Origin of the sequence: Pontibacter populi (genome assembly GCF_019336435.1) — a bacterium.
Classification (GTDB): Bacteria; Bacteroidota; Bacteroidia; order Cytophagales; family Hymenobacteraceae; genus Pontibacter; species Pontibacter humidus.
Map to the genome: position 1 here is coordinate 68,439 of NZ_JAHWXQ010000007.1, position 25,842 is coordinate 94,280.

Here is a 25,842-nt window from a genome sequence, read left to right on the forward strand (position 1 = left end):
TACTCATTCGTCATTAATCATTATAAAAATGGAAGAATCAATCAGAAATAAATACCAGGCGATCATCGGCCTGGAGGTACACGCGCAGTTGCTAACAGAGAGCAAGGCTTATAGTTCTGACTCTACGGAATACGGCATGCTGCCAAACACCAACCTGAGTGCTATCACGCTAGGTCATCCGGGCACTTTGCCACGCATCAATAAAACAGTGGTAGAGATGGCTGTAAAAATGGGCCTTGCTACCAACTGTAACATTACGCGCTACAACATTTACGCCCGTAAAAATTACTTCTATCCCGATCTTCCGAAAGGCTACCAGATCACACAGGATAAGACGCCTATTTGTACGGCTGGCCATGTAATAGTAAAGGATGCAGATGGTAACGACAAGCAGATTGGTATTACTCGCATTCATATGGAAGAAGATGCCGGTAAATCAATGCACTTAGCGGGCGAGACCGAGACGCTGGTTGACTTTAACCGCGCAGGCGTTGCCTTGATCGAGATCGTATCAGAGCCGGATATCCGCGACTCTGTTGAAGCCTATAACTACCTGACCGAGATCAAGCGTTTGGTGAAGTACCTGGATATTTGCGACGGTAACATGGAAGAAGGCTCGCTTCGTTGCGATGCCAACGTTTCGGTGATGCTGAAGGATTCTCCGCTATGGGGTACGAAGGTGGAAGTGAAGAATATGAACTCCTTCCGTAACGTGCAGCGCGCTATCGAGCACGAAATTGAGCGCCAGATCATGGTGCTGGAGAACGGTGGCACCGTAGACGGTGAGACGCGAAACTTCGATGCCAACACCGGCACTACCACGGCCATGCGTTCTAAGGAAACACTGAACGATTACCGCTACTTCCCGGAGCCGGACCTTCCGCCGTTGGTAATTGAGCAGGAGTGGCTGGAGCGCATTAAGGAAACTATGCCGAGTCTTCCGCAGGAACTATACAAGCGCTTTTCCGAAGAGTACGGTTTGCCAGAATATGACGCTGCCGTTTTAACTGATTCAAAAGAGGTAGCTTTATACTATGCAGAACTGTGTAAGTATACTACCAACTATAAGGCCGCATCTAACTGGGTAATGGGTCCGGTGAAATCGTATCTGAACGAGTTGCAGCTGCATATGAAGGATTTCCCGCTGCAGCCGCATAGCATCGCTGAGATTATTGCTTTAGTAGATGAGAACAAGGTAAGCCACTCGGTTGCTTCAAAAAAAATCTTCCCTTACATGCTGGAGAACCCGGGCACACCGGCGCACCAGGTAGCCGAAGAGCAGAACCTGTTGCAGGATTCTGATGCCGGAGCACTGGAAGCTATTATTGCTGAAGTGGTGGCTGGCAATCCGCAGAAAGTAGCCGAGTATAAAGCTGGTAAGCAAAGCCTGGTGGGCATGTTTATGGGCGAAGTCATGAAAAAAACCAAGGGCAAGGCCGACCCTAAAGTTGCGAACAAATTGTTGGTTGAGCGCCTGAATGCTTAATAGATTATTATGAAGAACTATAAAAACTATATTATTGTCGCATCTGCAGCCGCTTTGCTGGTTGGTTGCCAGGGCAATAAGTCTGCTACAAACGGTGAAGATGGATACACTATTCAGGGTAAACTGAATAATGCCACCGCAGGAAGCAATATTTATCTCTTTGAACTGGACAAGCAGCAGTTTGTGCCACGTGATACCGTAGCGGTAGGAGAGAACGGCACCTTTAATTTTGAAGGCGAAATTGCTGAACCATCTTTTTATCGGGTAACAATTGATCAGCGCGACGGTGTAATCCTGGTTTTGGATAAAGCTACTAACGTAAAATTGGAAGCGGATGCCAAGGATCTGAACGGAACTTCCAAGATCGAAGGCTCTGACGATTCAAAATTGTTTCAGGAGCTGAATAAGATGGTGAATGAAACGCAGATGCAGAAAATGGAGTTGGAGCAGCGTTTTATGCAGGCTAACAACGAAGGCAAAACTGAAGAAGCAGAAGCTATCAAAAAAGAATATGATGCACTCCAGGTTAAAATTAAGAAGTTTCTGGCACAGCATCCGACTTCGGTAGTTTCAACGTTTGGCACGCTTACCCTTATCGACCCTGCTACTGATTTCGCTTTTGCGGACAGCATGTCAACTCTTTTCAGTAAGAATCTACCAAACTCAAAGTATACTTCAGAACTGAATGAGCGCCTGAAAGGAATGCGCAGCACAGCAGTTGGGCAGATGGCTCCTGAAATTACGTTGCCTACACCAGATGGTGGCTCAGCTTCTTTGTCGTCGCTGCGTGGTAAGTATGTCCTGATCGATTTCTGGGCTAGCTGGTGCGGACCATGCCGCAAAGAGAACCCGAACGTAGTGCGTATGTACAATGCGTATAAAGATAAGGGTTTCGAGATCTTTGGCGTGTCGCTGGATCAGAACCGTGATAAATGGCTGAAAGCGATTGCGGATGATAAACTGACCTGGCCACATGTATCGGACCTGAAAGGATGGGAGAGTGCTGCTGCCGGTATCTACAACATCACAGCTATTCCGCAGACATTGTTACTTGACAAAGAAGGCCGTATTATCGCCAAAAACCTGCGCGGTAAAGAGCTGGAGGCCAAACTAGCCGAAGTGCTGAATTAAATCATTACACTTCATTATAAAAGAAAAGCCTTTCCGTAACTGGAAAGGCTTTTCTTTTATATCCTGGGCTCTAAGCTTATATATTGACTAAAAATAGAAACCCTAATGTTACTGATGAATGGCTTCCTATTTAAAACAAATTTTATAGTTTAAGCAATTATAAGAACGTTTTTTGAAGCGCTCCCCAAAGTAACTTTTTCTTATCCTGGTCATGCTCCAGATCTGCAAGAGAGTGGGAGAACACTATGGGCACTGCCCCGAGCATTACAGGATTGTATAACGTAAATTTATCATGAGGCAGGTTAGACTCCACACGACTGGCAAAACTGATGATATAGTTTACCTGCAGGGTTTGCTGCAAGTCTTCGAATACCGCATTTGCCCCGGTTAAATTATTCACATACGCTACATCTGCTGGCTGTAACCCGATCGCTGTTAAAATCTTCTGCAGAAAGCCAAGTTGTGGTAAGTGCATAAATGCTTCATCTGGCATTGTTACCAATACAGCAACACCTTTCCTGTTTTCGCCAATCGTTTTATACTTTGGCGGAGCTGTAACTTCTTTTGGTATTTCGGGCAGCTTTGGAATATCCTTTATGTGCGCCTCGGGCTTAGCGGCAGCAACCGGCTCAACTATAGTTGGCTGTTCCGGTTTTATAGTTTCTTGTCTAGCAGGAGCAGGCACAGTCATTTCGCCATCCACTAAAAATATAGTTTCAGGTAAGAAGTTCTTTAAAAACTCGCTGCTTAGTTCGTCTGCCTGTAATCCTGACATATAATTAGCTTTGCGCGCTTTCTTTAATATCAAATATAGATTTCAGCTCATTGGCTTCGCTCGGCTTCATACGGCCAGCCAATACCAGACGCAACTGACGGCGGCGTAAGGCACCATCATATAATTTGATTTCTTCTTCAGTTTCAGGAACCGCTTCCGGCACATCTATCGCTTTACCTGACTGGTCTACCGCAACAAAGGTGAAAAAAGCCTGGTTTGATAATACCTTGGTACCACTTGGAATGTCTTCGGCATAAACCACAATGTGTACTTCCATAGAGGAACTGAAAGCACGTGTAACCTTTGCCTCCAGGGTAACCACATTCCCCAGCTTTATACTTTCTCTGAAAGAAACGTTATCTACGGATGCTGTAACAACTATACGATTTGAGTGTTTCTGAGCGGCAATAGCTGATACAATGTCCATCCAATGCATCATTTTACCACCCATCAGGTTGTGCAGGGTGTTGGTATCGTTTGGCAATACCAGCTCGGTCATAATTACATAGGATTCGCTTACTTTCTTTTGTTTACGCATAGTTGGTTCTTGGATCTTTGTACAAAGATAGGGCAAGAGCATCCAAACAAAAAACGCTCTTAACTAATTGATAAAAGATAAGCTATAAAATAACATTAAGCGCCAGCATCCCAGCCTTCGCGGCCCAGTAAGGGCACAAACTTGAAGTCGTCGAAAGATTCCTGCTCAAACTCGGTTTCCGTAGTTCTGGTAATGCGTAACATTTTCTGGGTGCTCTCGTCGCCTACAGGTATAACCAGTATACCGCCCACATTTAATTGTTTTAAAAGGCTACGGGGAACTACAGGGGCACCGGCAGTAACTATAATTTTATCGTAGGGGGCATGCATCGGCAGCCCTTCTGAACCATCGCCATGAAACGTGTTGGGCTTTAAACCATACCTGGCAAAAAATCTCCGTGCTTTTTCGTAAAGTGGCTTGTTGTACTCTATGGTATAAACGTTTGGTGTTATCTGTAATAAAACGCAACACTGGTAGCCAGAGCCGGTACCGATTTCCAGTACTTTATCGGTTGGTCTTAGCCGGAGCAGTTCTGTCTGGAAAGCCACGGTATAGGGTTGCGAAATCGTCTGGCCTTCACCTATTGGGAAAGCTTTGTCCTGGTACGCCTGCTCTACAAAGGCTTTATCGAAAAAGAAATGGCGGGGCACTGCATCTATAGCAGCAAGTACGCGTTCGTCGCGGATACCTTTCTGGCGAAGATGCTGCACCAGCCCGCGGCGCATTCCTTTGTGTTTATACAGATCAGTTTCCATTGTTAATATTACTTTGGCTATAGTTATGTGTACTGCCTGTAAGCTACAGGGGTTCTTATCTGCGAAAATAAGTAACTATAGCCTATTTTAACCTATAAACCGGAGTATTTGGCTGATAACTTTCTCTGAACTACCATTATCGCGTATCTTTGTGCCACAAACTATAGAACTATGTTTACCGGAATAATTGAAACGTTGGGCAAGGTAGAAGCCATCCGCGATGAAGCCACCAACAAGCATTTTACACTTTCGTCGGCATTCACAAACGAGCTTCAGATAGACCAGAGCGTGGCGCATAACGGCGTGTGCCTTACTGTGGTAGCTATTGATGGTGATAGCTATACTGTAACTGCTATTGATGAAACGCTACAGAAAACAAACCTGAACAGCCTGAAGCTAGGTGATGTGGTAAACCTGGAACGCTGCATGCAGGCGAACGGCCGTTTCGACGGGCACGTGGTTCAGGGCCACGTAGACCAAACCGGCATTTGCGAAAGTGTTACAGACGAAAATGGTAGTTGGAAATTTACATTTTCGTATGATGCCGGCATCGGAAATGTAACCGTAGAAAAAGGTTCTATCTGCATAAATGGCATTAGCCTGACGGTTGTAGATTCCCAGGCAGACCGTTTCTCAGTGGCAATTATTCCTTATACTTACGAGCATACCAATTTATACAGCGTAAAGCCTGGCGATACTGTAAACCTGGAATTTGATATTATTGGCAAGTATGTAGCACGATTGCTGGGCAAGGCGTGAGTTGCTGATTAATAGAACTTATTAGATTTTATAAAAAGAGACGCTGGAAGTAGCGTCTCTTTTTTTGTCTGAATCAGGATTTACAGGATTATATGATTTATAAGATGAACTAGACCTCGTAGCGTGCGTAGCTCCTACGAGCGTCTAGCTACGGAGCGATTAATTGCTTTCAGGTTTTTAAACGTTCGTAGGCCCAAGTTATCTTACCCTGAACCAACTATACTTCTTTAAAACTATAGCATAGCCCAGTGAGCAAACATACGCTGCAAAACTACCAACTATAGCCCCGCCCAAAACATCTCCCGGGAAATGAACGCCCAGGTAAATTCTACTGTAAGAAACTATAACCGCCCAGGCAATCAGTATAAACTTAAAGATAGCGTAACGGTCGGAAAGGATCAGGTTAAAGAAAACGGCAAAACCAAAGGCATTAGCCGCATGCGACGACATAAAACCGAACTTCCCACCACAACCAGCCACCAGGTTTATTACATCCGAAAGCGTTTCATCGTGGCAGGGACGAAGGCGGGCGAAATAGGGCTTAAAAATACCGGAAGTGATACTATCTGCCAAAGCTATAGTTAGTACAGCCAGCAGTAGCATGGGTATACTCTGGCGTTTATATTTCCAGATCACATACCCGATCAGACCCAGGTAAAAAGGAACCCACACATACTTATCCGAAGCGAAAAGCATGATCGGATCCCAGAAAGGCGACTGCATGTCGTTCAGATAAACAAAAAGCTCTTTGTCAAGCTCAATCAGCTTTTCCAGCATCTCAGTCTATAGTACGTTTATCCAATCGATGTCTTTCTTCAGGTAATTCAGCGTCTGCTCTTCAGGGCTGCCTGGCACAGGTTGATGGTTATAAACCCAGGAGGCCAGTTCCGGTAAACTCATCAGAATAGATTCAATCCTCCCACCGGTCATTAACCCGAATTTGGTACCACGGTCATATACCAGGTTAAACTCTACGTAACGGCCACGGCGAATCAGTTGCCACTTTTTCTGTTCTTCGTTATAAGGAAGGTTACGGTTCTGGTTGATGATCGCGGTGTAAAACGGAGCAAAAGCATAAGCCACGTCCTTTACAAATTCAAAGCGCTGCTGTAAGGTAAAATCATCATTAGCCATCAGCCTGTCGAAGAAAATGCCGCCTACACCGCGCGTCTCATTGCGGTGCACGTTAAAAAAGTAATCATCAGCCCACTTTTTAAACTCAGGATAGTAACTTGGGTGGTGCTTGTCGCAAACAGCTTTCATAGCCTTATGGAATTCCTGCGCCTGTTTCAGGTCCAGATAGATAGGCGTTAGGTCGATGCCACCACCAAACCAGGCTTTGCCATCCCCGGCCTCAAAGTAGCGCACGTTCATATGCGTGATGGGTACCATCGGGTTGTGCGGATGCATAACCACCGAAACACCGGTCGCAAAGAAATTAGGGTCCGGCATTTCAAGCATTTTCAGAAACTGAGGAGAAAGCTGACCACCAACCGCTGAGAAGTTAACACCGCCTTTTTCAAGCACAGCACCGTGCTCAATAATGCGCGTTATGCCGCCGCCATGCTCGGCATGCTGCCATTCATCTGTCTGGAAAGTGGTTCCGCCATCGCACGTTTCAAGGTCGCGTACCAAATCCAGCTGAAACTGGCGCATAAAGGCTTCTACTTCGTCTCTGAACATATATTTTTATTGATATTTTGACTTTTTTGACAAAAGACAAACGACTGTAAACAATGATTTCCAGCCAAAAGTCTTTAATCCTTTGTCAATAAGTCTTTTGTCAAGAAGTTACAAAATTACTTAAATATGCGGGTTTTACAGAACGAACTATAGATTTTAGAAACAGGTTTGATTTTAGTATCTTCGGGCAAGACTAAAGTATAAAAAATGTCACGAGATACACTGGAAGACTTTAAGGTGGATGTTGCTGTCCTGAAGAAAGCCTACCGCCTGATGATAACTGCCAAAACCATGGCAGACACCTACGAAGAGAATAAAGCGATCTGCAGTAAATATGTGCACAGCACCTCGCGTGGCCACGAAGCTATACAACTTGCCGCTGCTTTTCAGCTTAATGCTTACGACTACGCAGCGCTTTATTACCGCGATGATTCTGTGCTGTTGGGAATTGGAATGCAGCCGTATGAGCTGATGCTGCAGTTAATGGCAAAAGCAGATGACCCTTTTTCTGGAGGTCGTACTTATTATGGCCACCCATCTTTAAAACGTGAAGGTTTCCCGGTTATACCGCACCAGAGTTCTGCAACCGGCATGCAGGCTATTCCGGCAACAGGCATGGCCCACGGAATTGCCTACCTCGAAAACCAGGGTTTACTAAACGGTGATGAGAAACCGGTGGTACTTTGCTCGCTGGGCGATGGTTCAGTTACAGAAGGTGAAGTTGCCGAAGCATTCCAGATGGCAGTGCTGAAAGGTTTGCCAATCGTTTACCTGGTGCAGGATAATGACTGGGGTATTTCAGCGACGGGCAAGGAAATGCGAGCTATGGATGCCTACGAGTATGCTGCCGGCTTTAAAGGCATGGAGCGCCTGCGCGTAAACGGATCCGATTTTGCCGAGTCGTTTGAAGGCATGCGAATTGCCTTTGAATATGCCCGCGAAGTGCGTAAGCCTATACTGGTGCATGCAAAAGTTCCTCTACTTGGTCACCATACCTCGGGTGTGCGCCGGGAGTGGTACCGTGGCGATAACCTGCAGGAACATGCTGTTAATGATCCGATTCCTAGATTAAAACAAACACTTTTAAGCCTGGATGTAACGGAAAATGAAATTGAAGCGCTGGAGCAGGAAGCACAACGAATAGTTGCCGCTGATTATCAGAAAGCTTTAGATGCACCAGTTCCTGATCCGTCTACCTTTGACCAGCACGAATTTGCTCCAACTCCCGTTACCGAAGAAAAAGGTGAACGTGCACCAGCAGGAGCAGAGAAGGCGATTATGGTGGATGCTGCACTGCATGCGGTAGATGATATTTTAAGAACATACCCGGAAGCCTTATTTTACGGACAGGACGTTGGCGGTGAATTAGGTGGTGTGTTCCGTGAAGCTGCTTTGCTGGCTAAAAAGTACGGAGATACCCGTGTGTTCAACACCCCGATTCAGGAAGCGTACATTGTTGGCTCTACAGCAGGTATGTCGGCCGTTGGTGCCAAGGCTATAGTTGAGATCCAGTTTGCGGATTACATCTGGCCGGGTATGAACCAGTTGGTAGAAGAACTATCGAAGAGCTGCTACCTGTCCATGGGTAAATTCCCGGTGCAATCCGTTATCCGTGTACCGATCGGGGCATACGGTGGAGGCGGGCCTTACCATTCGGGTAGTATAGAGTCTACGTTGCTGACGATACGCGGTATAAAAGTAGTGTATCCAAGCAATGCTGCCGATATGAAAGGCCTGATGAAAGCTGCTTTCCTGGATCCGAACCCGGTTATCATGCTGGAACATAAAGGCCTGTACTGGTCTAAAGTAGCAGGAACCGAAGACGCCAAAACTATAGAGCCGGATGAAAACTACATCCTACCGCTTGGCAAGGCCAATGTAGTTCAGTATGCTTCCGGTGATCAGATAAAGATGGGTAACTCCATGACCATAATAACTTATGGTATGGGTGTTTACTGGGCCAAAACAGCTTCCAAACAGTTCCCGGGAAGTATCGAAATCCTAGATCTTCGCACGCTTAACCCGTTGGATTTTGATGCGGTGCTGGCCTCGGTTCGCCGCCATGGAAAAGCGTTGGTATTAACCGAAGAACCTTTGATGAACTCATTTGCAGAGTCTTTGGCGGGCCGTATCTCAAAAGAATGTTTCCAGCAACTAGATGCCCCGGTTTATACCTTAGGGGCTGCTAACCTGCCGGCAATACCGCTAAATGTGGAGCTTGAGAAAATGATGCTGCCTAACCCGGATAAAGTAGCTGCAACGATAGAGGACCTGCTGAACTACTAAACTATAGTTTACCTATAAAATGAAAGCCCTGCCGTAATTGGCGGGGCTTTTTATATGTACTACAATTTCAGACTTGTTTTTGGGATTTTTCCTATTCCTTTGTGTCCATTTTGTTTCGTAGGCTGCGTGGGATATGGGTATCTATAGTTTGTTCAAAAAGCTTTGAACTATAGTTTTACCTAAAAAGCATGCAATAGGCACTAGCACGAAATCTATTAGATTCACATTAAACGCAGGGTTTAAAATGGATACCCGATGCCGATGTTGAGGTTGCTCTGGTTGATTCTGGCTTCGGTTGTTCTGGTAAAGAAATCGGAGAACCGGAAATCGCCCAACACAAATTTTTTACCGTTTATGCCACTCGGATCATACACCTTGGTTGAAAAGTCGAAGCGGAGTACCAGTACGGATAAATCGAACCTAAGACCAAATCCGGTACCCACTGCCAGCTCTTTGTAAAAATTATTGAACTGGAAAGAAGAACCGGGGCGTGTCGGGTCTTTTTCTAATGTCCAGATGTTACCGGCATCTACAAATAAGGCCCCATTCAGGAAACTGAAGATATTGAAACGATATTCTGTGCTGGCTTCTATCAGTATGTTACCCGGTTGCTCCGACTGAATAAATTCTTTCGTGTTCTCAATTTTGGTAGTGTCGGCAAACGTGCCCGGACCTAAGCGACGCGATTGCCAGGCACGCACACTGGAAGCGCCACCTGCAAAGAAATGTTTCTCGTAAGGCAATACCGTAGCATTTAGGATCGGGCTGGCAATACCTGTATTAATCCGATATACAAAATATCGCTTATTGCCCAACGGGATGTACCGACGATAATCGGGGTTTAGCCTAGCGAACTGGAATGTTTCAAGGTCTTTTATCCTGAGATCTACTCCAAGTTCCTGAGACAGGCCGCCAACTTCTACCAGCCCTCTGAAAAACCGGGCATTACGGGTCTGTGCAAAATCGTTGGTATTGTAGGTCAGGTTAAAAGACATCGAACTGATAATACCGCTTGTGAAACTTTCTTCAAAAGATCTGTAGCGCTGCAGTGCCTTCTTGAAATCGTCAGAGAAGGTATTTGGATCAGCTTCAACTATAGTCAGGTTTAAGGGCGAGAAAATATATTGCAGCGTTGGTGCCTGTAACGGGGCGCGCGATTTCTGCCAGATGTAATCAAGCGATAATTCGTAACTGGAACGCTTGTATTCCTGGCGATCTACATTCGTAAACCCTGTATAAATACGGGTACGTGGGCTGTATCTGGATAACATGTTCCTCCCGCCCGGTGCAATTATGAACGGGAAAGTAAGCGACATGTCACCTCCGAATTCCTTGATCATAACTGTTTTTTGAGGGTCAGTTAGGCTTATCTGTCCTTCAAGACCACCGCGTATTCCCAGGTCAAGATTTTCGGCTCCTCCAAACACATTACGCACCCGTAACCTGATACTGGAGAATGGGCCGGGTGTACGCTCCGTATAGTTCACACCAAGCTCTGTTGTTTCCTGGAAACGTTTGGATGGCAGGGCATTTATATAGGCATTCAGCAAGTTGGTACGGCTACTATCCGCGGGATCAGTAATTTTATTGTATTGCACATTGTTAAACTGGAACACATCCAGGTCGGCTAGCTTACGTTGGGTAGTGGCTGTATTTAACTGGCTGTATTTCTGGCCAGGGTAAATATCTACCTTCTTGTCCAGTATGCGGGTAGAATATTTCTGGTCGTAGGCAACGTAATTAATGTTGTTATAGGTAATGGTATCACGCGGTATGCCAAAGCGGTCAGAATCAGTTTTAAAGTAGACATTATTTATAGAATAAACCTGGTGTCTTCCGCCTGTTTCGGGGTTCAGAACTATAGTTGTTACGCCGGTACCATTTTCTGTTGCCAGGGTATCAATTTCAAACTCAATATAAGCCCGGGCAAAATCATAGTACCCGTTATTACGCAGTAATTCATAAATACGGGTGCGTTCTTCTGTTATGATATCCTCATTAAAAATATCGTTCAGTTGCAGCAGCGATTTGTTTGAAGAGGCTTTAACCAGTGCCAGAATGGCTGTATCCGGAATGCTATAGTTTAGTTTATTGTACCTGTAAGGTTCATTCTCACTGATGTTGAGTGTAACATAAGCCAGTTTTTCCTTTTCTTCCTTCTCAAAATCAATGGTGTGCTTAAAATACCCGTGCGCGTTCAGGTAAATAGAGATCTGGTCTATAGTTTTCACCATCAGGGTGGAGTCGTAGATGGCAGGTGGCTCACCAAGCTGCATCAGGAAATTACCTTCTTCTTTTTTCTCCCGTAACCTGGCAATACGATTACTGAAACGATTTCGGATACGCTGTACCTTTGCCGAATCGGTGCCGGCTTCCCGGAATTTTGTGCGCCACTTTTCCTGCGTTTCCCGGATGCGCTCATCAATTTTAGGCGGGTCATAAAACTTTTTACCGATGTTATACACTACCAGGTAAGGCGTAGAGCCCAGGAACATACGGTTAGGCTGTTGCTGGTATAAGTTCTCAATCTCAGCTACTTCAATTTGCTGCAGCCCCTGCGGTTTTATGCTTACCAACAGCTGTTCGTCCTCGCCCAGATCTTTGGTGGGTACGCAGCCTGCAGAAAACAAAATTGTAATTACCAGACCGAATATGTAAAATCGTGACTTCAAACGGACCACAGTTATGTTATCGAAAGCAGTTATAAAGTATATAAACTCGTTGCAAGTAAAAAAATACCGCAACCAACACCAAGCCTTTGTGGTGGAGGGAGCAAAAAGTGTTATTGAATTACTGCAATCCGGTTTTGAACTGCAGCATGTATACGTAACCGAAAGCTTTGCGAAAGAACATGCCAGGCTACTGGGTAAAGGTATAACTTATGAAGTTGTAACGGAAGCAGACCTGGTTCGTGCCGGCACTTATGCTACAAATAATGCTGCCCTGGCAGTAGCCCATATGCGCCGGTTGCCCGACCTTATAGTTGCGCCAACCGAACTGGTAATAGCTCTGGATGATATCCGCGACCCGGGCAACCTTGGAACTATTATCCGGATAGCGGATTGGTACGGCATAGAAAAAATAATCTGTTCTGAAAACTGCGCTGATTTTTATAACCCAAAGGTAATTGCTGCTACTATGGGTTCTTTTACCCGCATGCAGGTGCATTATCTCAATCTCGAAAACTGGTTACAGCAACACACCACAACGCATAGTATCTACGGTGCATCTTTAGCAGGCGAGAACATTCACCAGATGAAATTGCAGCCGCAGGGTATAGTTGTAATGGGCAACGAAGCCAACGGCATCCGACCTGAAGTAGCAAAACAGGTAAATCAGCTTATCAAAATACCCGCTTTTGGCCATGCCGAGTCTTTAAATGTGGCTACGGCTACTGCCATCATCATGGATAATTTCAGGCGCTGGGCATAAACTATAACTTATAGTTAATAAAAAAGAGAGCCCTAGACTAGAGCTCTCCTTTAACACAATCAATTCACAAATTAAACTTCTTAATTAAGCAAACGGAAACCAAAGCTGATAACATTCACCTGCGGTCCGCGCTCTTCTTTAAAGAGGTCGTTCATGTTATACTTCACAAACAGGCTAAAGTTGTTGTAACCGATCACACCGGTAGCTCCATACTGGAAATCGCTCAGGTTAAAGCTGCCATGGTCTTTGTCTTTTGTAGAGTTACCTTCCTGCTCATATTTTACTTTGCTGTGGCTACCTAAACGGTAACCTGCAAAACCACCCGCACCAATATGGAAACCATCTTTGCCATTGGCGCGCTTAAATTTAAGCATCGGCATTAGCGGTATGTTTATGCTTGAAGTAGCCAGTTTAGATTTCTCATAATTAATGTCCGCCACTTTCGTGAATTCTGTCACGTCATCATTATCCTGGATGATCACGTTCTTATCAAACATATAGTTGTTGAACGCGAACTCTACGCCAGATACCAGGTAGAACGGACTCTTCTGACCACCGATCTGCGAGATCATGTGTGAGTTTAAGCTTACATAACGAGAGCCCATTGGCTTAAGGTCTGGCACGAATGAGGCGTTTTCCTTATCTATAAACGTGTTCAGGCCAAGGTCAATATCGAAATTGAAGCGGGTTGCCTTATAAATTTCTATGTGGTTGTCATCGTCAGAGTCGCCATCCTGGTCACCAATATTTACTTTGGTAGTATCGCCATCTTCTTCAATTTCCACATCAATCTTTATATTTCTGCCAACCTTAATCTGGTGATGTTCTTTGGTTACTTTGCCTTTAGCGTCGGTTTCCTGAATGGTAACATTTACTTCTTCCGCTTCATCTGTGTCACCTTCTTTGGTATTAAAGGTCACAGTCATTTGCTTCGGATTGCCGTCCTTCTCAGTAGCGCCTTCCATTTTATCAACCTGCTTTACGTAGTTGTTCAGTTCGCGCATCAGCGAGTCCAGGCTATAGTTCTGGAAAGCTTCGAGTTGCTTCATGTTCTTCAGTTGCAGGATCATTTTAGCGCCATTGGCCATTTTCACAACGATGGTGTCCTGATTTCCGGCTCTTTTTGCAACGGTAAGACCGCCTTTGGCAGACACACCGGTAGCTGCGGCCATGCAGATGGCCATTACAAGTAGTATTCGTTTCATGGTTTTAAGGGATTAGAGATTGATTACTTTTGAGATTTTTTGTTTTCCGATTTTTGTTTCGAGTGCAATTTTGCTTGCGTTAACGCCCAGGTCTGCGAAGTTTACCTGTTCTCCGTTAGAGAGATTTTTTACCTGTTTAAAGATGCTTTTTGCAAGGCGCTGCTTTTTCTGGAAAGAGTTGCTTTCTTCCGGCTCATCTGCCGCTGCCAGTGCAACCGGTTCCTCGTTAACAGTGCGCTTGATAATGATCTGAACCGGCTCGGCGCTGTTTGCTGAAGCAAAAGCAACCGGAGTTTGTACGGCAGTTGGTAACTGAGGCTCCTCCACCTGATGCGCTGGTTTAGTGGTTTGCTGTGCCAGCATAGTTTTATCTTCAGCTTTCACCCATTGCTGTTCAGCTTTTTTACGTGGTTTGGTAACCGGCTTTTTAATAGTAGTTTTTGCAGGCTCAGTAACTACAGCTGGTTCTTCAGTTATGGTTGGTTCAACTATAGTTTGTTCCGGAGTTGCAGCAGCTATAGTTTGCTCTGTGCTCACGTCTGTTTTATCCGGATCTATAGTTTGTGCCGGCGCTACAGCTTTCTTGCTTCCTAAGTCAACCTGTGCTATCGTTTGGTCCGTAACAGTTTGCGGCTGATTGTATTTTAGCACAACACCTACAGCCAACAATAAAGCAATGGCAGCTGCAATAGAGTAGTACAAAAATCCGTATCTGCGTTTTTCTTCGTGTTGCTCTGGTTGTATCTGCGGAGTTGCCTGTGGCATTTCTGCTTCCATGCGTTCCTGCAGTCGGTTCCAGAGGTCAGCTGATGGCGTAGGAGCCATGCGGCCCAGGCGCTCATTAAATAATTTATCTACTTCTTCAAGTTCCATAATTTTCCTCCTTTCTTAGCTGGCAATTGCTTCCTGCCCGGTCAGTCTTTTTTGTAACATGGCTCGGGCCTTGCTAAGTTGTGATTTTGATGTTCCTTCTGTTATGTTCAGCATGTCGGCGATCTCTTTATGCGAGTAGCCTTCAATAGCATATAAGTTAAACACGGCTCTGTAGCCGGCTGGTAGCGTGTGTAATAATCCTAACAGTTCGCCTTCGTTCAGGTCATGGTCTGCGCCGCCGGTTCCTGCAATCTGCGTGTAGCCATCTTCTATGGCCAGGTGCAGCGGTTCTTTCTTTCTTAAAAAGCCTAGTGCTTCGTTTACCATAATGCGGCGTACCCACCCTTCAAAACTTCCTTTGGCTTCAAACCGGTCTATGTTCTGATAAATCTTCATAAACCCGTTCAGTAAAGCTTCTTCGGCATCCATTTCGTTTTTAAGGTAGCGCAGACAAACCCCGTACATCTGTGACGCATAGCGCTCGTAAAGCACCTTCTGCGCTTTACTGTCAGCCTGCTGGCATCCTGCTATTAATTCTGACTCTGTCACGCTGGGTAAAAGTTTAACTTATAATCTACTCGTTGTCTTGTTAATCGTCTCAGCGTTTTGCTGCGCTTCTGAACCTAAGATGTAAGGTTTAGGCTGGAGGTTGCCTGAGGGATTATAAATTTCTTCTTTTTTTTAGATATAGCCTTATCACTAACTATAAATAATTGATTATCAACTATAAATATTTTAAATATCAGGAAATAAAATGTATGGGATAGACTTCCTGGTATTTATAAGCTGATTATCCAGAAAGGAAAGATTACGCGCAAAGCAATGTATTGCCGATGTACTCAGCTTAAACAAAGTTGCTATCTCAACAAAAGGAGAGTTCTGTACAGAATACCTTTGAGTAAATCCGAATCAGATATCTAACGATGTTCGAAATGACAGTTTGGAAAACAAAACTTGATACGTTGACGACATTGAAGGAAAGTACGCTATGGATAAGCGAACTATAGATAAGTATTACAACTATAGCTATACTATGTTAGGGTTGCTACGTTTAGGAAACTATAGTTTGTGAAGATTGAAACGGCTTAAAAACATAAAAGGCTCTCCGGGAGGAGAACCTTTTAGTAAGTTTATGAAAATATAATTTTCAACTTTTAGCCATACATACTAACGGGGTAGTTGCAGGAAGGTTACATTCATCTGAAAATTTGTGCAATTTTTTTCAGAAAGTTTCCTTACTGCGCCGTTTCCTGCATTACGATCGGTTCCAGAGCATCCCAAACATTCTCTGTTAGTATTTTCTGTCCTTCCTCTGTTGGGTGAATGCCATCATTCTGATTCAGTTCAGGGTTACCGGCTACGCCTTCGAGTAAGAACGGAATCAAAGTAACATTCTCATCTTTCTGCAGCCTTGTAAATACTTCCCCAAACGAACGGGTATATTTCTGGCCCATACTCGGTGGTAACATCATACCGGCTAAAACAATCTCAACATCCGGATTCTTGGCCCTAACCTTTTCAATGATCGTTTTAAGGTTCTTGTACGTACTTTCCGGATCAATGCCGCGAAGGCCGTCGTTTGCGCCCAGTTCCAGTACAAAAATATCAACAGGCTTTTTGAGTAGCCAATCAATACGGCTCTTGCCACCAGCTGATGTTTCGCCGCTCACTCCGGCATTAACTACTTTATAAGGTAGGTCAAGTGAGTCCAGGCGTTGCTGAATTAGCGCCGGAAAAGCCTGTTGTGGCTCCAGACCATAACCTGCTGTTAAGCTGTTTCCGAAGAACAGGATCACTTTTGTTTCTTCCTTTTTTGCATCTGTTTTATTGCCCTCCATATTTCCGGCCACAGCTTCCTGCCCGGCTGCTGTTTGTTCTGTAGAGCTTTCCGATTGGCTGCAACCAACTATAGTTAAGCTTAGTACCAGGGCCCTGATCCAATTATTATTTAACTTCACGGTTTATCTATTTAGTTGTAATTTTATACCTTAATACCTGTTAAACAAGCAACGAACTTAAACAGTTATTACGTTTTAGCCAAACATCAGATCCTGTGCCTGCGTTTTTCTCAGGTATACACCTTATAATCTAACGACATTGTCTACTATACTTGATATCCAGAACCTGACCAAAACCTACGACTCCGGCGACCGCCACCTTACGGTACTGCAGGACATTAACTTCGCGCTGCAAGCCGGCGACACCTGTTCTATAGTTGGGCCTTCAGGGAGTGGTAAAACCACGCTGCTTGGCTTATGTGCTGGCCTCGACAGGGCAAGTTCCGGTTCTGTTATTCTGAATGGGGTGAAACTTGACAATATGAGCGAAGATGAGCGTGCGCAGGTTCGGAACATGTATGTAGGATTTGTATTCCAGAATTTCCAGCTGATACCGACTTTAACAGCCCTTGAAAATGTGATGGTGCCGCTGGAGCTACGGGGCGAGCGAAATGTACAGAAACAGGCGCTGGAGTTATTAGGCCGCGTTGGGCTGGCAGAACGCTCCGATCATTACCCGACACAACTTTCTGGTGGAGAGCAACAGCGTGTATCTATAGCCAGGGCATTTTCTAACAGACCAACTATCCTTTTTGCAGATGAGCCAACCGGAAACCTGGACGAGGAAACAGGCACACGCGTAGAGCAATTGCTTTTCGACCTGAATAAAGAAGCCGGAACCACACTGGTACTGGTAACACACGACCTGGAACTGGCAGAAAAAACGAACCGTATCATCCGTATCAAAGGAGGGCTTATAGTTTCTGACCAGGTGACTGCGTTAATGAATAATGGTCAATGAGTAAAGACGAATAACTCATTAAAATTAGACCAGCTTATTATTCATTAATCATTATTAACTAATCATCACAACCCCGTGTCTGATAACTATATACACCTTCCTGATAAATCTAAACTTAACCTGCGCTGGTTGCTGCTGATGGCATGGCGCGACAGTCGCCGGAACCGTGGCAAACTGGCGCTGTTCATATCATCTATAGTTCTGGGCATAGCGGCGTTGGTGGCTATCAATTCGTTCAGCGACAACCTGAAAACGGATATAGACAAACAGGCAAAGTCACTGATTGGCGCGGATCTGGTAATGGCTGGTAACAAACCACCGGAAGGAGAGATCAAAGCGCTGATCGATTCCATATCAGTGGGCGGGGACAGGTCTGATGAAGTGCGCTTTGTTTCGATGGTATTTTTTAATGCCTCGCAAAGTACACGCCTGGTGCAGGTAAGAGCCCTGGAAGGCGGCTTTCCGTACTATGGCGCTATTGAAACCGAGCCTGTAGAAGCAAGCAGGAACTTTAGAAAGGCAAGAAGGGCACTGGTTGACAATACCTTACTACTCCAATTCAATACCAAACCTGGTGATTCGATCAGGGTTGGCAATCTTACGTTTGAGATCGCGGGCGCATTAAACAAAATTCCGGGGCAATCGGCTGTTACGGCAACTATAGCCCCGGCGGTTTACATTCCAAGAGAGTATCTGGAAGCTACTGGATTATTACAGAAAGGCAGTCGCATCAGCTATTATCATTACTTTAAGCTACCTGCCAAAACCGATGCCGACAAACTGGTAAAAAAACTGGAACCACGCCTGGACGAAGATGGGATTGCCTTTGATACCGTAAAAAGCCGACAGGAGAGCACCGGTAAAGCCTACAGCGATCTGGCAAGTTTCCTGGCTCTGGTTGGGTTTGTGGCTTTGTTGCTGGGTTGTGTAGGTGTAGCAAGTGCTGTGCATGTGTACATCCGCGAAAAACTGGCAACTATAGGCGTATTGCGCTGCATCGGGGTTAGCGGCAAACAGGCTTTCTTGATATATTTATTCCAGGTTATGGCCATGGGATTGATCGGGGCTGTTATAGGAGCTATTCTTGGCAGCCTGATACAATTGTACTTACCACAGCTGTTCCAGGCTTTCCTTCCTGTTGAAGTTACCGTTTCAGTATCGTGGGCTGCTATTGCAGAAGGTATTGGCATTGGCGTGCTGGTGTCGGTTTTGTTTGCGCTGCTGCCGTTGCTAACGATACGCAATGTTTCCCCGATTATCACCCTGCGCTCCAGTGTAGAGCACCTTACCAACCAGAAAGACCCATTACGCTTAGCTGTTTATGGGTTGATTCTGATGTTTGTGCTGGTATTCGCTTATTTTCAGTTAGGTACCTGGCTGCGGGCGCTGGCTTTTACAGGTGGTGTTGTAGTTGGGTTTATGGTGCTAGCATTGCTGGCGCGCGGCATGATGTGGCTGGTAAAACGATTCTTCCCGGTAAACTGGGGCTACGTATGGCGCCAGAGCCTTGCCAACTTGTACCGCCCAAATAACCAGACCTTGTTGCTGACAGTTTCTATTGGTTTAGGCACTGCGCTTATTGCTACGTTGGTGCTGATGCAGCGCCTGTTGATCTCAGAAGTTGCCATTGCCGGCAGCGAACATCAGCCTAACCTGGTATTATTCGATATTCAGACTGCTCAGAAACAGGGCGTGGTAGATATGACCAGAGCCGAAGGGTTGCCAGTGCAGCAGTTAGTACCTGTTGTGACTATGCGCCTCGAGGAAATGAATGGCCTTACCGGAAACGATGTGCGCAAGGATACCACTCTAGAGATACCGGACTGGGCATTTACCCGCGAATACCGCGTGACCTACCGTGATACTTTAATTGATTCGGAATCCACTGCTGAAGGGGAGTGGAAAGGAGAGGTTTCAGAAGATACCGAGGTTATACCGATCTCATTAGAAGACAGATATGCCGAACGGCTTAAAGTAAAACTTGGCGATACGATGGTGTTTAACGTGCAGGGTGCTTTAATGAAAACTCGTGTGGCGCATCTCCGCGAAATAGAATGGAACCGTGTGCAAAGTAACTTCCTGGTACTTTTCCCGAAAGGCGTGCTGGAAGATGCTCCCCAGTTTTATATCCTGATGACGCGTACAAAATCTGATCAGCAATCAGCTGATTTTCAACGTGCCCTTGTGCAGCATTTTCCGAATGTTTCTGCCATAGATTTAGACCTTATTTTACAGACGCTGGATGATATTTTGGGCAAGATCTCTTTTGTTATCCGGTTCATGGCATTGTTCAGTATCAGTACGGGCTTATTGGTACTGATAGGCTCTGTCAATATCAGTAAATTCCAGCGGGTACAGGAAAGTGTACTGCTACGTACCTTAGGCGCCAGTCGCAAACAGATTTTAACTATAACAGCCTTCGAATACTTGCTGCTGGGTGCGCTGGCCTCTGGTACAGGTGTGGTACTGGCAGTACTTGCCAGTTGGGCGCTGGCAGTGTTCAGCTTCGAAGTAAGTTTTGTGCCGGTACTATGGCCATTAATTCCGGTATTTATCGGCATTACGCTGCTTACAGTAATTATAGGCATTCTGAACAGCCGAGGCATTTTAAGCAGGCCACCGTTGGAGGTACTTCGCCGCGAAGTATAGTTGCCAGATCGATTTTTTTAATTTCGACCATTTATTGAGCCTTTTAGACCCGGCTTTATTGTTAGAAAGTAACCTTCAGCTTGTTGCAGCTGTAAACCTATAGTTCCGGCAGGGGCATCGCTTAACCGGAACTATAAATCTAACTATGAAAACAATGGAAGGTAACAATCAGAAGACCGTACTCATTACGGGAGCATCCAACGGTTTCGGGATGGAGTTTGCCAGGCTGTTTGCCAAAGACAAATACAACCTGGTGCTGGTGGCTCGCAGCGAAGACCGCTTGAAAGAGCTAGGCTATAGTTTGCAGGACGAATACCAGTTAGAACATGTCTGCATCGTACAATCAGATCTCTCAAGACCTGAGTCTCCGCAGGAGATTTACGACCAACTGAAGCAGAATGGAATAACGGTAGATGTGCTGGTAAATAATGCCGGCGCCGGTTTGCATGGCTTCTTTCACGAAACAGATCTTACCCGGGAAATGGAGATCATCCAGCTTAACATCAGTTCGGTTGTACACCTTACCAAGCTTTTCCTGAAAGATATGGTGGCTCGCGACGAGGGTAAAATATTGAATGTAGCCTCTATCGTGTCGTTTATGCCTTCTCCATTGATGTCGGTTTATGCTGCCTCCAAGGCTTTTGTACTTTCCTTTACTGAGGCGCTACAGAACGAGCTTAAAGATAAGAACATAACTGTAACAGCACTGTGCCCGGGTCCAAGCGATACATATTTCTTTAAACGTGCTGAAGCTGAAAATACAAGGGCTGCAAACGGACCAATGTCTTCGCCGGAGGAAGTTGCCAGAGATGGTTATGCCGCTTTAATGAAAGGAGAGTCGCGTATAGTTCCGGGGATAATGAACAAAGTGCAGGCAGGTGCCTCTAATTTATTACCGGATAGTGCATTGGCTTCTACGATGCGTTACCAGATGGAAGAAATGCAGGAAGAAGACAGGAAAACACCGGAAAGTAAACTATAAACTATAGCAAAACAAAAAAGGGATCTTTAGCAGATCCCTTTTTCTTTGTTAAACATAAGACAACTAATGCCATCTGCTTAACTTACTCTTATTTATACGGATGCCCTTTTGGGCAGGTTATAGTTTCAGCCTAAAAAATTTTAGTAGGTGCTGCTGGCCAGCATAACAAGGGTACAATGGTGTAAAGCTTCTATGCCATTATCTTCAGCCAGTTGCTCTAATTCGCGGTTTTCGGTGCCCGGATTAAAAATAATGCGTTTCGGTTTCAGACCTATTATATAGTCGTACCAGACCGGCTGGTTCTGTGGGCCCACATAAAGCGTCACCGTATCCACATCATCTACCTTCTGGGTTTTATCTGTAATTATCTGGAGTCCTTCTACCGTTGCATTTTTAATACCAACCGGTACTACTTCGTGGCCGTGTTGTTTCAGGCGGTTAATGGCTTTATACGAATAGCGTGATGGATTATCAGAGGCTCCCAACACTACTGTCTTTTTCATAGTTATTACTTTAAGTAGAACAAAGTATATAGTTAGTTTACAGCTACTTTTATAGTTTAGTTTTAAATCAACTCTTTCTAAAGCCGGTGCAAAACTATAGTACGCGTTTCACCTTGGCTGCTATCATTTCCGCACAACGTTCGCCATCCATGGCAGCCGAAACAATACCACCGGCATAACCAGCGCCCTCGCCGCATGGGTAAAGATTCTTGATCGTAACGTGCTCCAGTGTTTCCTTGTCTCTTGGGATTCTGACAGGAGAGGAGGTCCGGCTTTCCACACCAACGATCTGGGCGTTGTTGCTCAGGTAGCCGCGCATTTTATTCCCAAATCCCTTAAAACCTTCGCACAAACGGTAAGCCATGTCTTCAGAGAAAAGTTCGTTCATATCTACAGATGCCAGACCTGGTTGGTACGACGTTTCGAGCAAAGATTTACTCACCTTTCCATTTGTAAAGTCCTGAAGTAACTGGGCCGGTGCAACCTGTGTGCCTCCTGCCATCTGGCAAGCCTTCTGTTCCAGGGCCTGCTGCATACGCAAACCGGCTAACGGACCGTACTTCTCAAGCTCCATATCCTCCAGTTCGATAGCTACTACAATACCGGAATTGGCAAATTTAGAATCGCGGCGGCTCGGCGACATACCATTCACCACCACCTCGCCGGGTGCTGTAGCCGACGGAACTATAAATCCGCCCGGGCACATACAGAAGGAGAAAATACCGCGCTGCCTGTTATTATAAACTGTTTGCTGCACCAGCGCATAAGAAGACGCTGGCAAAAATGGCCCGCGATCTTCGCATTTATACTGTATGCTATCTATCAGGCTTTGCTGATGCTCTACACGCACGCCCATGGCAAAAGGCTTGGCTTCTATAGTTACCCCGGAAGTGTGCAGCGTTTCAAAGATATCGCGGGCGCTGTGGCCAGTGGCAAGTATGACAGATTCGCCTATATATTCCTGTCCGTCCTGCGTCACAACGCCTTTCATCTCGCCTTGCTCCACTATAAAATTAGCTACGCGGGTATCAAAGTGAACTTCACCGCCGGCTTCGCGCACTGTTTCGCGCAAAGCTTCTATGATCTTAGGTAGTTTGTTGGTACCGATATGCGGATGCGCATCGAATAAAATATCCGGCGTTGCGCCGTGCTGTACAAATATCTGGAGGATACGGAGCAGGTCGCCGCGCTTTTTAGAACGGGTATATAGTTTGCCATCTGAGTAAGTTCCGGCTCCGCCTTCGCCAAAGCAGTAATTGGAATCAGGGTTTACAATGTGTTCTTTGTTGATGGCTGCCAGATCGCGGCGGCGGCTTCTTACATCTTTGCCACGCTCCAGAACGATAGGCTTCAAGCCTAACTCAATGCAACGCAAGGCTGCAAACAAACCAGCTGGCCCGGCACCAACTATAACAACAGCTTTTTCTTTCGAAACGTCGCTGTAACTATAAACCGGGGAAATGATCTCAGTAGGAGGATTGTCTAAGTACAGATCGGCTTTTACGCGTACCAGCACCTGGCGGCCGCGGGCATCGATAGAGCGTTTTATACGGTGCAGGAATTTTACGTCTGCCGGGCTAAGCTTAGCGCTTTTAAGTAATTCGTGTTCTAGCTGAGCAGCATCAAAAGCCACTTCAGGAGCCAGTACCAGCTCCAGTTCTTTTTTTCTCATGTAACGCAGGTAAGGTAGTTAACCTTAAACTATTTAATTGATTGCTAAATGGCTGGATGGTTAAATGGTTAAAAAATACATCCAGCTATAGTTTGACGATAACAATACAAAGGTAATGCTAATTCAATTTATAATAAAAAAGACCTCACAGATCCGGTAAATACTATGAGGTCAGTTATATAAATTTTTGTCATCTCGACGATAGGAGAGATCTATCTCAACTATAAGCTGTATAAGATTTCTCGCTTTGGCTCGAAATGACAAATAAAGAGATTAACAATTAGATCTTCAACAATTTAACAATCAGCAATTAACAATTAAATATCCCCGTTCAGCACTTTATCTACCCAGCCTTTGCCCCATTCTTCGGTTTCCTGTTCCGTGAACAGCTCGGGGTAGAAAATGCGTTTCTGGAATTTTGGAGGCAGGTATTTCATCCAGTTCGTCCCGCCGGTTGCTGCTATAACATCAGGGTCGCGCTGCAGGTAACGTACCGCCGATTTATAGTGCATCAATGGCCAGTTCACGTTTACGTTGCTGTCCAGGTCACGCATCTGGTTTTTTAGCCTTTCGTTCTGCTGTTCGGCTTCCGGCAGGCGCTTATAAACGCTCCATACATTCTTGTCCTGGTACTCCTTCGCAAACTCAATGAGTTGTTTGGTATATTTCTCTTCGAAGCGGATCAGGGTAAGTGTTTTAGCACCCGAAGCCACTTCTGTAGCTCCTTCTTTCCAGTAAATGCAGCCGATCATTTCTTCCTGGGTGCTCTGTAAACCAAGCACCGAGCGCTTATCTTTCGCCACCAGGTTACGCAGGTCTGTAGAGGCAATCTCAATCAAACGGTACTGCGCCGACTGGAAACCACTGGCAGGCATCAGGGCCATCCGAAACTGCAGAAATTGCTTCGGATCCATACCATCTACCATCACATCAAACGAATTTATCAGGTTATCGAAATACCGGTTGATGCGCTTCAAGCGTTTAGTTAATATCTCAGCTGTAATCGCTTTGTCTTCACCTATTTGACGATACTCTTCCAGGCAAAGCTTAAAGTAAAGCTCTGTGATCTGGTGATACATGATAAAAATCTTTTCGTCTGGAATATTGGTGCGCGGGTTCTGCAGACTTAGCAGCGTATCCAGGTGAATATAATCCCAGTAGTTAATAAAATCGGTGTGGTAGAGTCCTTCCAGGTAAGCAGCCAGATCCTGGCCCAAAGGCACATACTTTTCTTCCAGCCGCTTTAGTTGCTCAAGCACTTCCGGTTTAAAGTTGTAGTCCATAGTTGGTTTGTTTGGTGAGATGCTCATTTACTGTGCAAAGTAAGAAAAACTATAGTTTGGTACATGGCAATTCTGAAATATTATAACGCCTATAGTTTATTTTACGCCAGCTGCCGGTAATTAAACTATAATTAAACTAGAGTTAGGCCTTTAATAGCTGCTCCTAACTATAGTTTAAGCCCATTAAACCAGATTTTATAGAGCAGGTCGTGTAATTGGTATAGCTAAAAAGCTGATTGGTAGAAATATGCCTAATTTATAGTTTGCTTGCTGAAATACTGGGAGTTTATTCATAAATTTGGTTTTCACGATATTTTAGTAAGACGCTTACCTGTTATGGCCGAAAAAAGCAGTGTTTTTGATATGATTGGTCCCGTTATGATCGGTCCGTCCAGTTCGCATACAGCCGGTGTGGTTCGTATTGCCAGAGCTGCCATCCGCATTCTTGGCGCAGCTCCCGAAGAAGCCATCATCACCTTTTATAATTCCTTTGCCCGCACCTACGAAGGCCACGGCAGCGACCGTGCTATAGTTGCAGGTTTGCTTGATTTTAAAACCGATGATAAACGCATAAAAGAAGCCTTTGACCATGCTAAAGAGCGTGGCCTGAAATATACGTTCAAGTCTGTTGGCAATGCCTCGACCATGCACCCGAACACCATTAAACTTAACCTGAAAGCACAGGGCCGTGAGGTAGAAGTGGTAGGCCAGAGCCGAGGAGGTGGTGTGATACAGATTGTGGAAGTAGATGGTTTTACAGCCAGTTTCTCAGCTAACCTGCACACGCTGATTATAGATGCCGATGATAAGACAGGCAGTATTGCATTCATAGCCTCTGTTATTGCTCACGACGACTGTAACATTGCCACCATGAGTGTATCCAGAAAAGGCAAAAATGAAATGGCCCGCCAGTTTATAGAAATGGACTCGGGCATAAAACCAATAACCCTGGAATACCTGAAACAATTGAGCTGGGTGAAGCACGTGATCTATATTCCGAACATTGATCTATAACCGACCCTTAATACCTA

22 protein-coding genes are annotated in these 25,842 nt (G+C 45.3%); 9 read left to right on the forward strand and 13 right to left on the reverse strand.

The window, feature by feature from the left end; translation table 11 throughout:
• Nucleotides 1-28: 28 nt before the first annotated feature.
• Together gatB and KYK27_RS17580 are read left to right on the forward strand one after the other, a co-directional pair.
• Nucleotides 29-1,486: an Asp-tRNA(Asn)/Glu-tRNA(Gln) amidotransferase subunit GatB gene (gatB, locus tag KYK27_RS17575; RefSeq protein ID WP_199111621.1), complete on the forward strand. Its 1,458-nt coding sequence runs from the start codon at nucleotides 29-31 to the stop codon at nucleotides 1,484-1,486.
• Between the two features lie 9 nt (nucleotides 1,487-1,495).
• On the forward strand, nucleotides 1,496-2,617 hold the full coding sequence (locus KYK27_RS17580; RefSeq protein WP_199111622.1) for a TlpA disulfide reductase family protein: 1,122 nt from the start codon (nucleotides 1,496-1,498) through the stop codon (nucleotides 2,615-2,617).
• A gap of 157 nt (nucleotides 2,618-2,774) precedes the next feature.
• Here KYK27_RS17580 and KYK27_RS17585 read toward each other — a convergent pair whose 3' ends face one another.
• The 3 genes from KYK27_RS17585 to KYK27_RS17595 all read right to left on the reverse strand — a co-directional run bounded on the left by KYK27_RS17585 (nucleotide 2,775) and on the right by KYK27_RS17595 (nucleotide 4,685).
• Nucleotides 2,775-3,392, reverse strand: a complete 618-nt coding sequence (locus KYK27_RS17585; RefSeq protein WP_199111623.1) for a hypothetical protein — start codon at nucleotides 3,390-3,392, stop codon at nucleotides 2,775-2,777.
• A 4-nt stretch (nucleotides 3,393-3,396) separates the two neighbouring features.
• Complete coding sequence (locus KYK27_RS17590) at nucleotides 3,397-3,930, reverse strand: acyl-CoA thioesterase (protein WP_199111624.1); 534 nt, start codon at nucleotides 3,928-3,930, stop codon at nucleotides 3,397-3,399.
• A 95-nt stretch (nucleotides 3,931-4,025) separates the two neighbouring features.
• The gene (locus KYK27_RS17595; RefSeq protein WP_199111625.1) at nucleotides 4,026-4,685 is read right to left on the reverse strand and encodes a protein-L-isoaspartate(D-aspartate) O-methyltransferase; all 660 of its coding nucleotides are present in this window, start codon (nucleotides 4,683-4,685) and stop codon (nucleotides 4,026-4,028) included.
• A 171-nt stretch (nucleotides 4,686-4,856) separates the two neighbouring features.
• Here KYK27_RS17595 and KYK27_RS17600 point away from each other — a divergent pair, with 171 nt between their 5' ends.
• Nucleotides 4,857-5,444 (forward strand): riboflavin synthase, encoded by a 588-nt coding sequence (locus KYK27_RS17600; protein WP_199111626.1) that lies wholly within the window; start codon nucleotides 4,857-4,859, stop codon nucleotides 5,442-5,444.
• 198 nt (nucleotides 5,445-5,642) lie between these two features.
• Here the strand turns inward: KYK27_RS17600 and KYK27_RS17605 are convergent, their stop codons facing one another.
• Entirely contained in the window at nucleotides 5,643-6,221 is a 579-nt protein-coding gene (locus tag KYK27_RS17605; RefSeq protein WP_199111627.1) for a phosphatase PAP2 family protein, read from the reverse strand.
• 6 nt (nucleotides 6,222-6,227) lie between these two features.
• Nucleotides 6,228-7,127, reverse strand: coding sequence for an oxygen-dependent coproporphyrinogen oxidase (gene hemF / locus KYK27_RS17610; protein ID WP_199111628.1), 900 nt, complete (start codon nucleotides 7,125-7,127; stop codon nucleotides 6,228-6,230).
• A 207-nt stretch (nucleotides 7,128-7,334) separates the two neighbouring features.
• Between hemF and KYK27_RS17615 the strand changes: the two genes are divergently transcribed.
• Nucleotides 7,335-9,413 carry a thiamine pyrophosphate-dependent enzyme gene (locus KYK27_RS17615; RefSeq protein ID WP_199111629.1) on the forward strand — a complete coding sequence of 693 codons (2,079 nt, stop codon included), beginning with the start codon at nucleotides 7,335-7,337 and terminating at the stop codon, nucleotides 9,411-9,413.
• A gap of 239 nt (nucleotides 9,414-9,652) precedes the next feature.
• Here the strand turns inward: KYK27_RS17615 and KYK27_RS17620 are convergent, their stop codons facing one another.
• The gene (locus KYK27_RS17620; protein WP_199111630.1) at nucleotides 9,653-12,085 is read right to left on the reverse strand and encodes a BamA/TamA family outer membrane protein; all 2,433 of its coding nucleotides are present in this window, start codon (nucleotides 12,083-12,085) and stop codon (nucleotides 9,653-9,655) included.
• A 13-nt stretch (nucleotides 12,086-12,098) separates the two neighbouring features.
• Here KYK27_RS17620 and KYK27_RS17625 point away from each other — a divergent pair, with 13 nt between their 5' ends.
• Entirely contained in the window at nucleotides 12,099-12,845 is a 747-nt protein-coding gene (locus tag KYK27_RS17625; protein ID WP_199111631.1) for a TrmH family RNA methyltransferase, read from the forward strand.
• Nucleotides 12,846-12,925: 80 nt separating this feature from the next.
• Here KYK27_RS17625 and KYK27_RS17630 read toward each other — a convergent pair whose 3' ends face one another.
• The 4 genes from KYK27_RS17630 to KYK27_RS17645 all read right to left on the reverse strand — a co-directional run bounded on the left by KYK27_RS17630 (nucleotide 12,926) and on the right by KYK27_RS17645 (nucleotide 16,881).
• Nucleotides 12,926-14,050, reverse strand: coding sequence for an outer membrane beta-barrel protein (locus KYK27_RS17630; RefSeq protein ID WP_199111632.1), 1,125 nt, complete (start codon nucleotides 14,048-14,050; stop codon nucleotides 12,926-12,928).
• Between the two features lie 12 nt (nucleotides 14,051-14,062).
• Nucleotides 14,063-14,923 (reverse strand): hypothetical protein, encoded by an 861-nt coding sequence (locus KYK27_RS17635; RefSeq protein WP_199111633.1) that lies wholly within the window; start codon nucleotides 14,921-14,923, stop codon nucleotides 14,063-14,065.
• A 15-nt stretch (nucleotides 14,924-14,938) separates the two neighbouring features.
• The gene (locus KYK27_RS17640; RefSeq protein WP_199111634.1) at nucleotides 14,939-15,472 is read right to left on the reverse strand and encodes an RNA polymerase sigma factor; all 534 of its coding nucleotides are present in this window, start codon (nucleotides 15,470-15,472) and stop codon (nucleotides 14,939-14,941) included.
• A gap of 686 nt (nucleotides 15,473-16,158) precedes the next feature.
• The gene (locus tag KYK27_RS17645) at nucleotides 16,159-16,881 is read right to left on the reverse strand and encodes an arylesterase (RefSeq protein WP_317195955.1); all 723 of its coding nucleotides are present in this window, start codon (nucleotides 16,879-16,881) and stop codon (nucleotides 16,159-16,161) included.
• Nucleotides 16,882-17,020: 139 nt separating this feature from the next.
• On the opposite strand from KYK27_RS17645, the gene KYK27_RS17650 reads away from it, so the two are divergent.
• The 3 genes from KYK27_RS17650 to KYK27_RS17660 all read left to right on the forward strand — a co-directional run bounded on the left by KYK27_RS17650 (nucleotide 17,021) and on the right by KYK27_RS17660 (nucleotide 21,353).
• Nucleotides 17,021-17,722 (forward strand): ABC transporter ATP-binding protein, encoded by a 702-nt coding sequence (locus KYK27_RS17650; protein ID WP_199111635.1) that lies wholly within the window; start codon nucleotides 17,021-17,023, stop codon nucleotides 17,720-17,722.
• Nucleotides 17,723-17,860: 138 nt separating this feature from the next.
• Nucleotides 17,861-20,371, forward strand: coding sequence for an ABC transporter permease (locus KYK27_RS17655; RefSeq protein WP_199111656.1), 2,511 nt, complete (start codon nucleotides 17,861-17,863; stop codon nucleotides 20,369-20,371).
• Between the two features lie 145 nt (nucleotides 20,372-20,516).
• On the forward strand, nucleotides 20,517-21,353 hold the full coding sequence (locus KYK27_RS17660; protein WP_199111636.1) for an SDR family NAD(P)-dependent oxidoreductase: 837 nt from the start codon (nucleotides 20,517-20,519) through the stop codon (nucleotides 21,351-21,353).
• 140 nt (nucleotides 21,354-21,493) lie between these two features.
• On the opposite strand, the gene KYK27_RS17665 is transcribed toward KYK27_RS17660, so the two are convergent.
• From KYK27_RS17665 to KYK27_RS17675, 3 genes are all read right to left on the reverse strand, one after another.
• Nucleotides 21,494-21,856, reverse strand: a complete 363-nt coding sequence (locus tag KYK27_RS17665; RefSeq protein ID WP_199111637.1) for a CoA-binding protein — start codon at nucleotides 21,854-21,856, stop codon at nucleotides 21,494-21,496.
• A 94-nt stretch (nucleotides 21,857-21,950) separates the two neighbouring features.
• A complete protein-coding gene (locus KYK27_RS17670) occupies nucleotides 21,951-23,528 on the reverse strand; it encodes an NAD(P)/FAD-dependent oxidoreductase (protein ID WP_199111638.1) in 1,578 nt (525 codons plus the stop codon).
• A 317-nt stretch (nucleotides 23,529-23,845) separates the two neighbouring features.
• Complete coding sequence (locus tag KYK27_RS17675) at nucleotides 23,846-24,838, reverse strand: tryptophan 2,3-dioxygenase family protein (RefSeq protein WP_246594272.1); 993 nt, start codon at nucleotides 24,836-24,838, stop codon at nucleotides 23,846-23,848.
• 309 nt (nucleotides 24,839-25,147) lie between these two features.
• Here KYK27_RS17675 and sdaAB point away from each other — a divergent pair, with 309 nt between their 5' ends.
• Nucleotides 25,148-25,825, forward strand: coding sequence for an L-serine ammonia-lyase, iron-sulfur-dependent subunit beta (gene sdaAB / locus KYK27_RS17680; RefSeq protein WP_199111640.1), 678 nt, complete (start codon nucleotides 25,148-25,150; stop codon nucleotides 25,823-25,825).
• Nucleotides 25,826-25,842 lie beyond the last annotated feature (17 nt).

Coding starts and splice junctions, on each gene's coding strand:
- gatB (WP_199111621.1), top strand. CDS start 29: ATGGAAGAATCAATCAGAAATAAATACCAGGCGATCATCGGCCTGGAG.
- KYK27_RS17580 (WP_199111622.1), top strand. CDS start 1,496: ATGAAGAACTATAAAAACTATATTATTGTCGCATCTGCAGCCGCTTTG.
- KYK27_RS17585 (WP_199111623.1), bottom strand. CDS start 3,392: ATGTCAGGATTACAGGCAGACGAACTAAGCAGCGAGTTTTTAAAGAAC.
- KYK27_RS17590 (WP_199111624.1), bottom strand. CDS start 3,930: ATGCGTAAACAAAAGAAAGTAAGCGAATCCTATGTAATTATGACCGAG.
- KYK27_RS17595 (WP_199111625.1), bottom strand. CDS start 4,685: ATGGAAACTGATCTGTATAAACACAAAGGAATGCGCCGCGGGCTGGTG.
- KYK27_RS17600 (WP_199111626.1), top strand. CDS start 4,857: ATGTTTACCGGAATAATTGAAACGTTGGGCAAGGTAGAAGCCATCCGC.
- KYK27_RS17605 (WP_199111627.1), bottom strand. CDS start 6,221: ATGCTGGAAAAGCTGATTGAGCTTGACAAAGAGCTTTTTGTTTATCTG.
- hemF (WP_199111628.1), bottom strand. CDS start 7,127: ATGTTCAGAGACGAAGTAGAAGCCTTTATGCGCCAGTTTCAGCTGGAT.
- KYK27_RS17615 (WP_199111629.1), top strand. CDS start 7,335: ATGTCACGAGATACACTGGAAGACTTTAAGGTGGATGTTGCTGTCCTG.
- KYK27_RS17625 (WP_199111631.1), top strand. CDS start 12,099: ATGTTATCGAAAGCAGTTATAAAGTATATAAACTCGTTGCAAGTAAAA.
- KYK27_RS17630 (WP_199111632.1), bottom strand. CDS start 14,050: ATGAAACGAATACTACTTGTAATGGCCATCTGCATGGCCGCAGCTACC.
- KYK27_RS17635 (WP_199111633.1), bottom strand. CDS start 14,923: ATGGAACTTGAAGAAGTAGATAAATTATTTAATGAGCGCCTGGGCCGC.
- KYK27_RS17655 (WP_199111656.1), top strand. CDS start 17,861: ATGGCATGGCGCGACAGTCGCCGGAACCGTGGCAAACTGGCGCTGTTC.
- KYK27_RS17660 (WP_199111636.1), top strand. CDS start 20,517: ATGAAAACAATGGAAGGTAACAATCAGAAGACCGTACTCATTACGGGA.
- KYK27_RS17665 (WP_199111637.1), bottom strand. CDS start 21,856: ATGAAAAAGACAGTAGTGTTGGGAGCCTCTGATAATCCATCACGCTAT.
- KYK27_RS17670 (WP_199111638.1), bottom strand. CDS start 23,528: ATGAGAAAAAAAGAACTGGAGCTGGTACTGGCTCCTGAAGTGGCTTTT.
- KYK27_RS17675 (WP_246594272.1), bottom strand. CDS start 24,838: ATGAGCATCTCACCAAACAAACCAACTATGGACTACAACTTTAAACCG.
- sdaAB (WP_199111640.1), top strand. CDS start 25,148: ATGGCCGAAAAAAGCAGTGTTTTTGATATGATTGGTCCCGTTATGATC.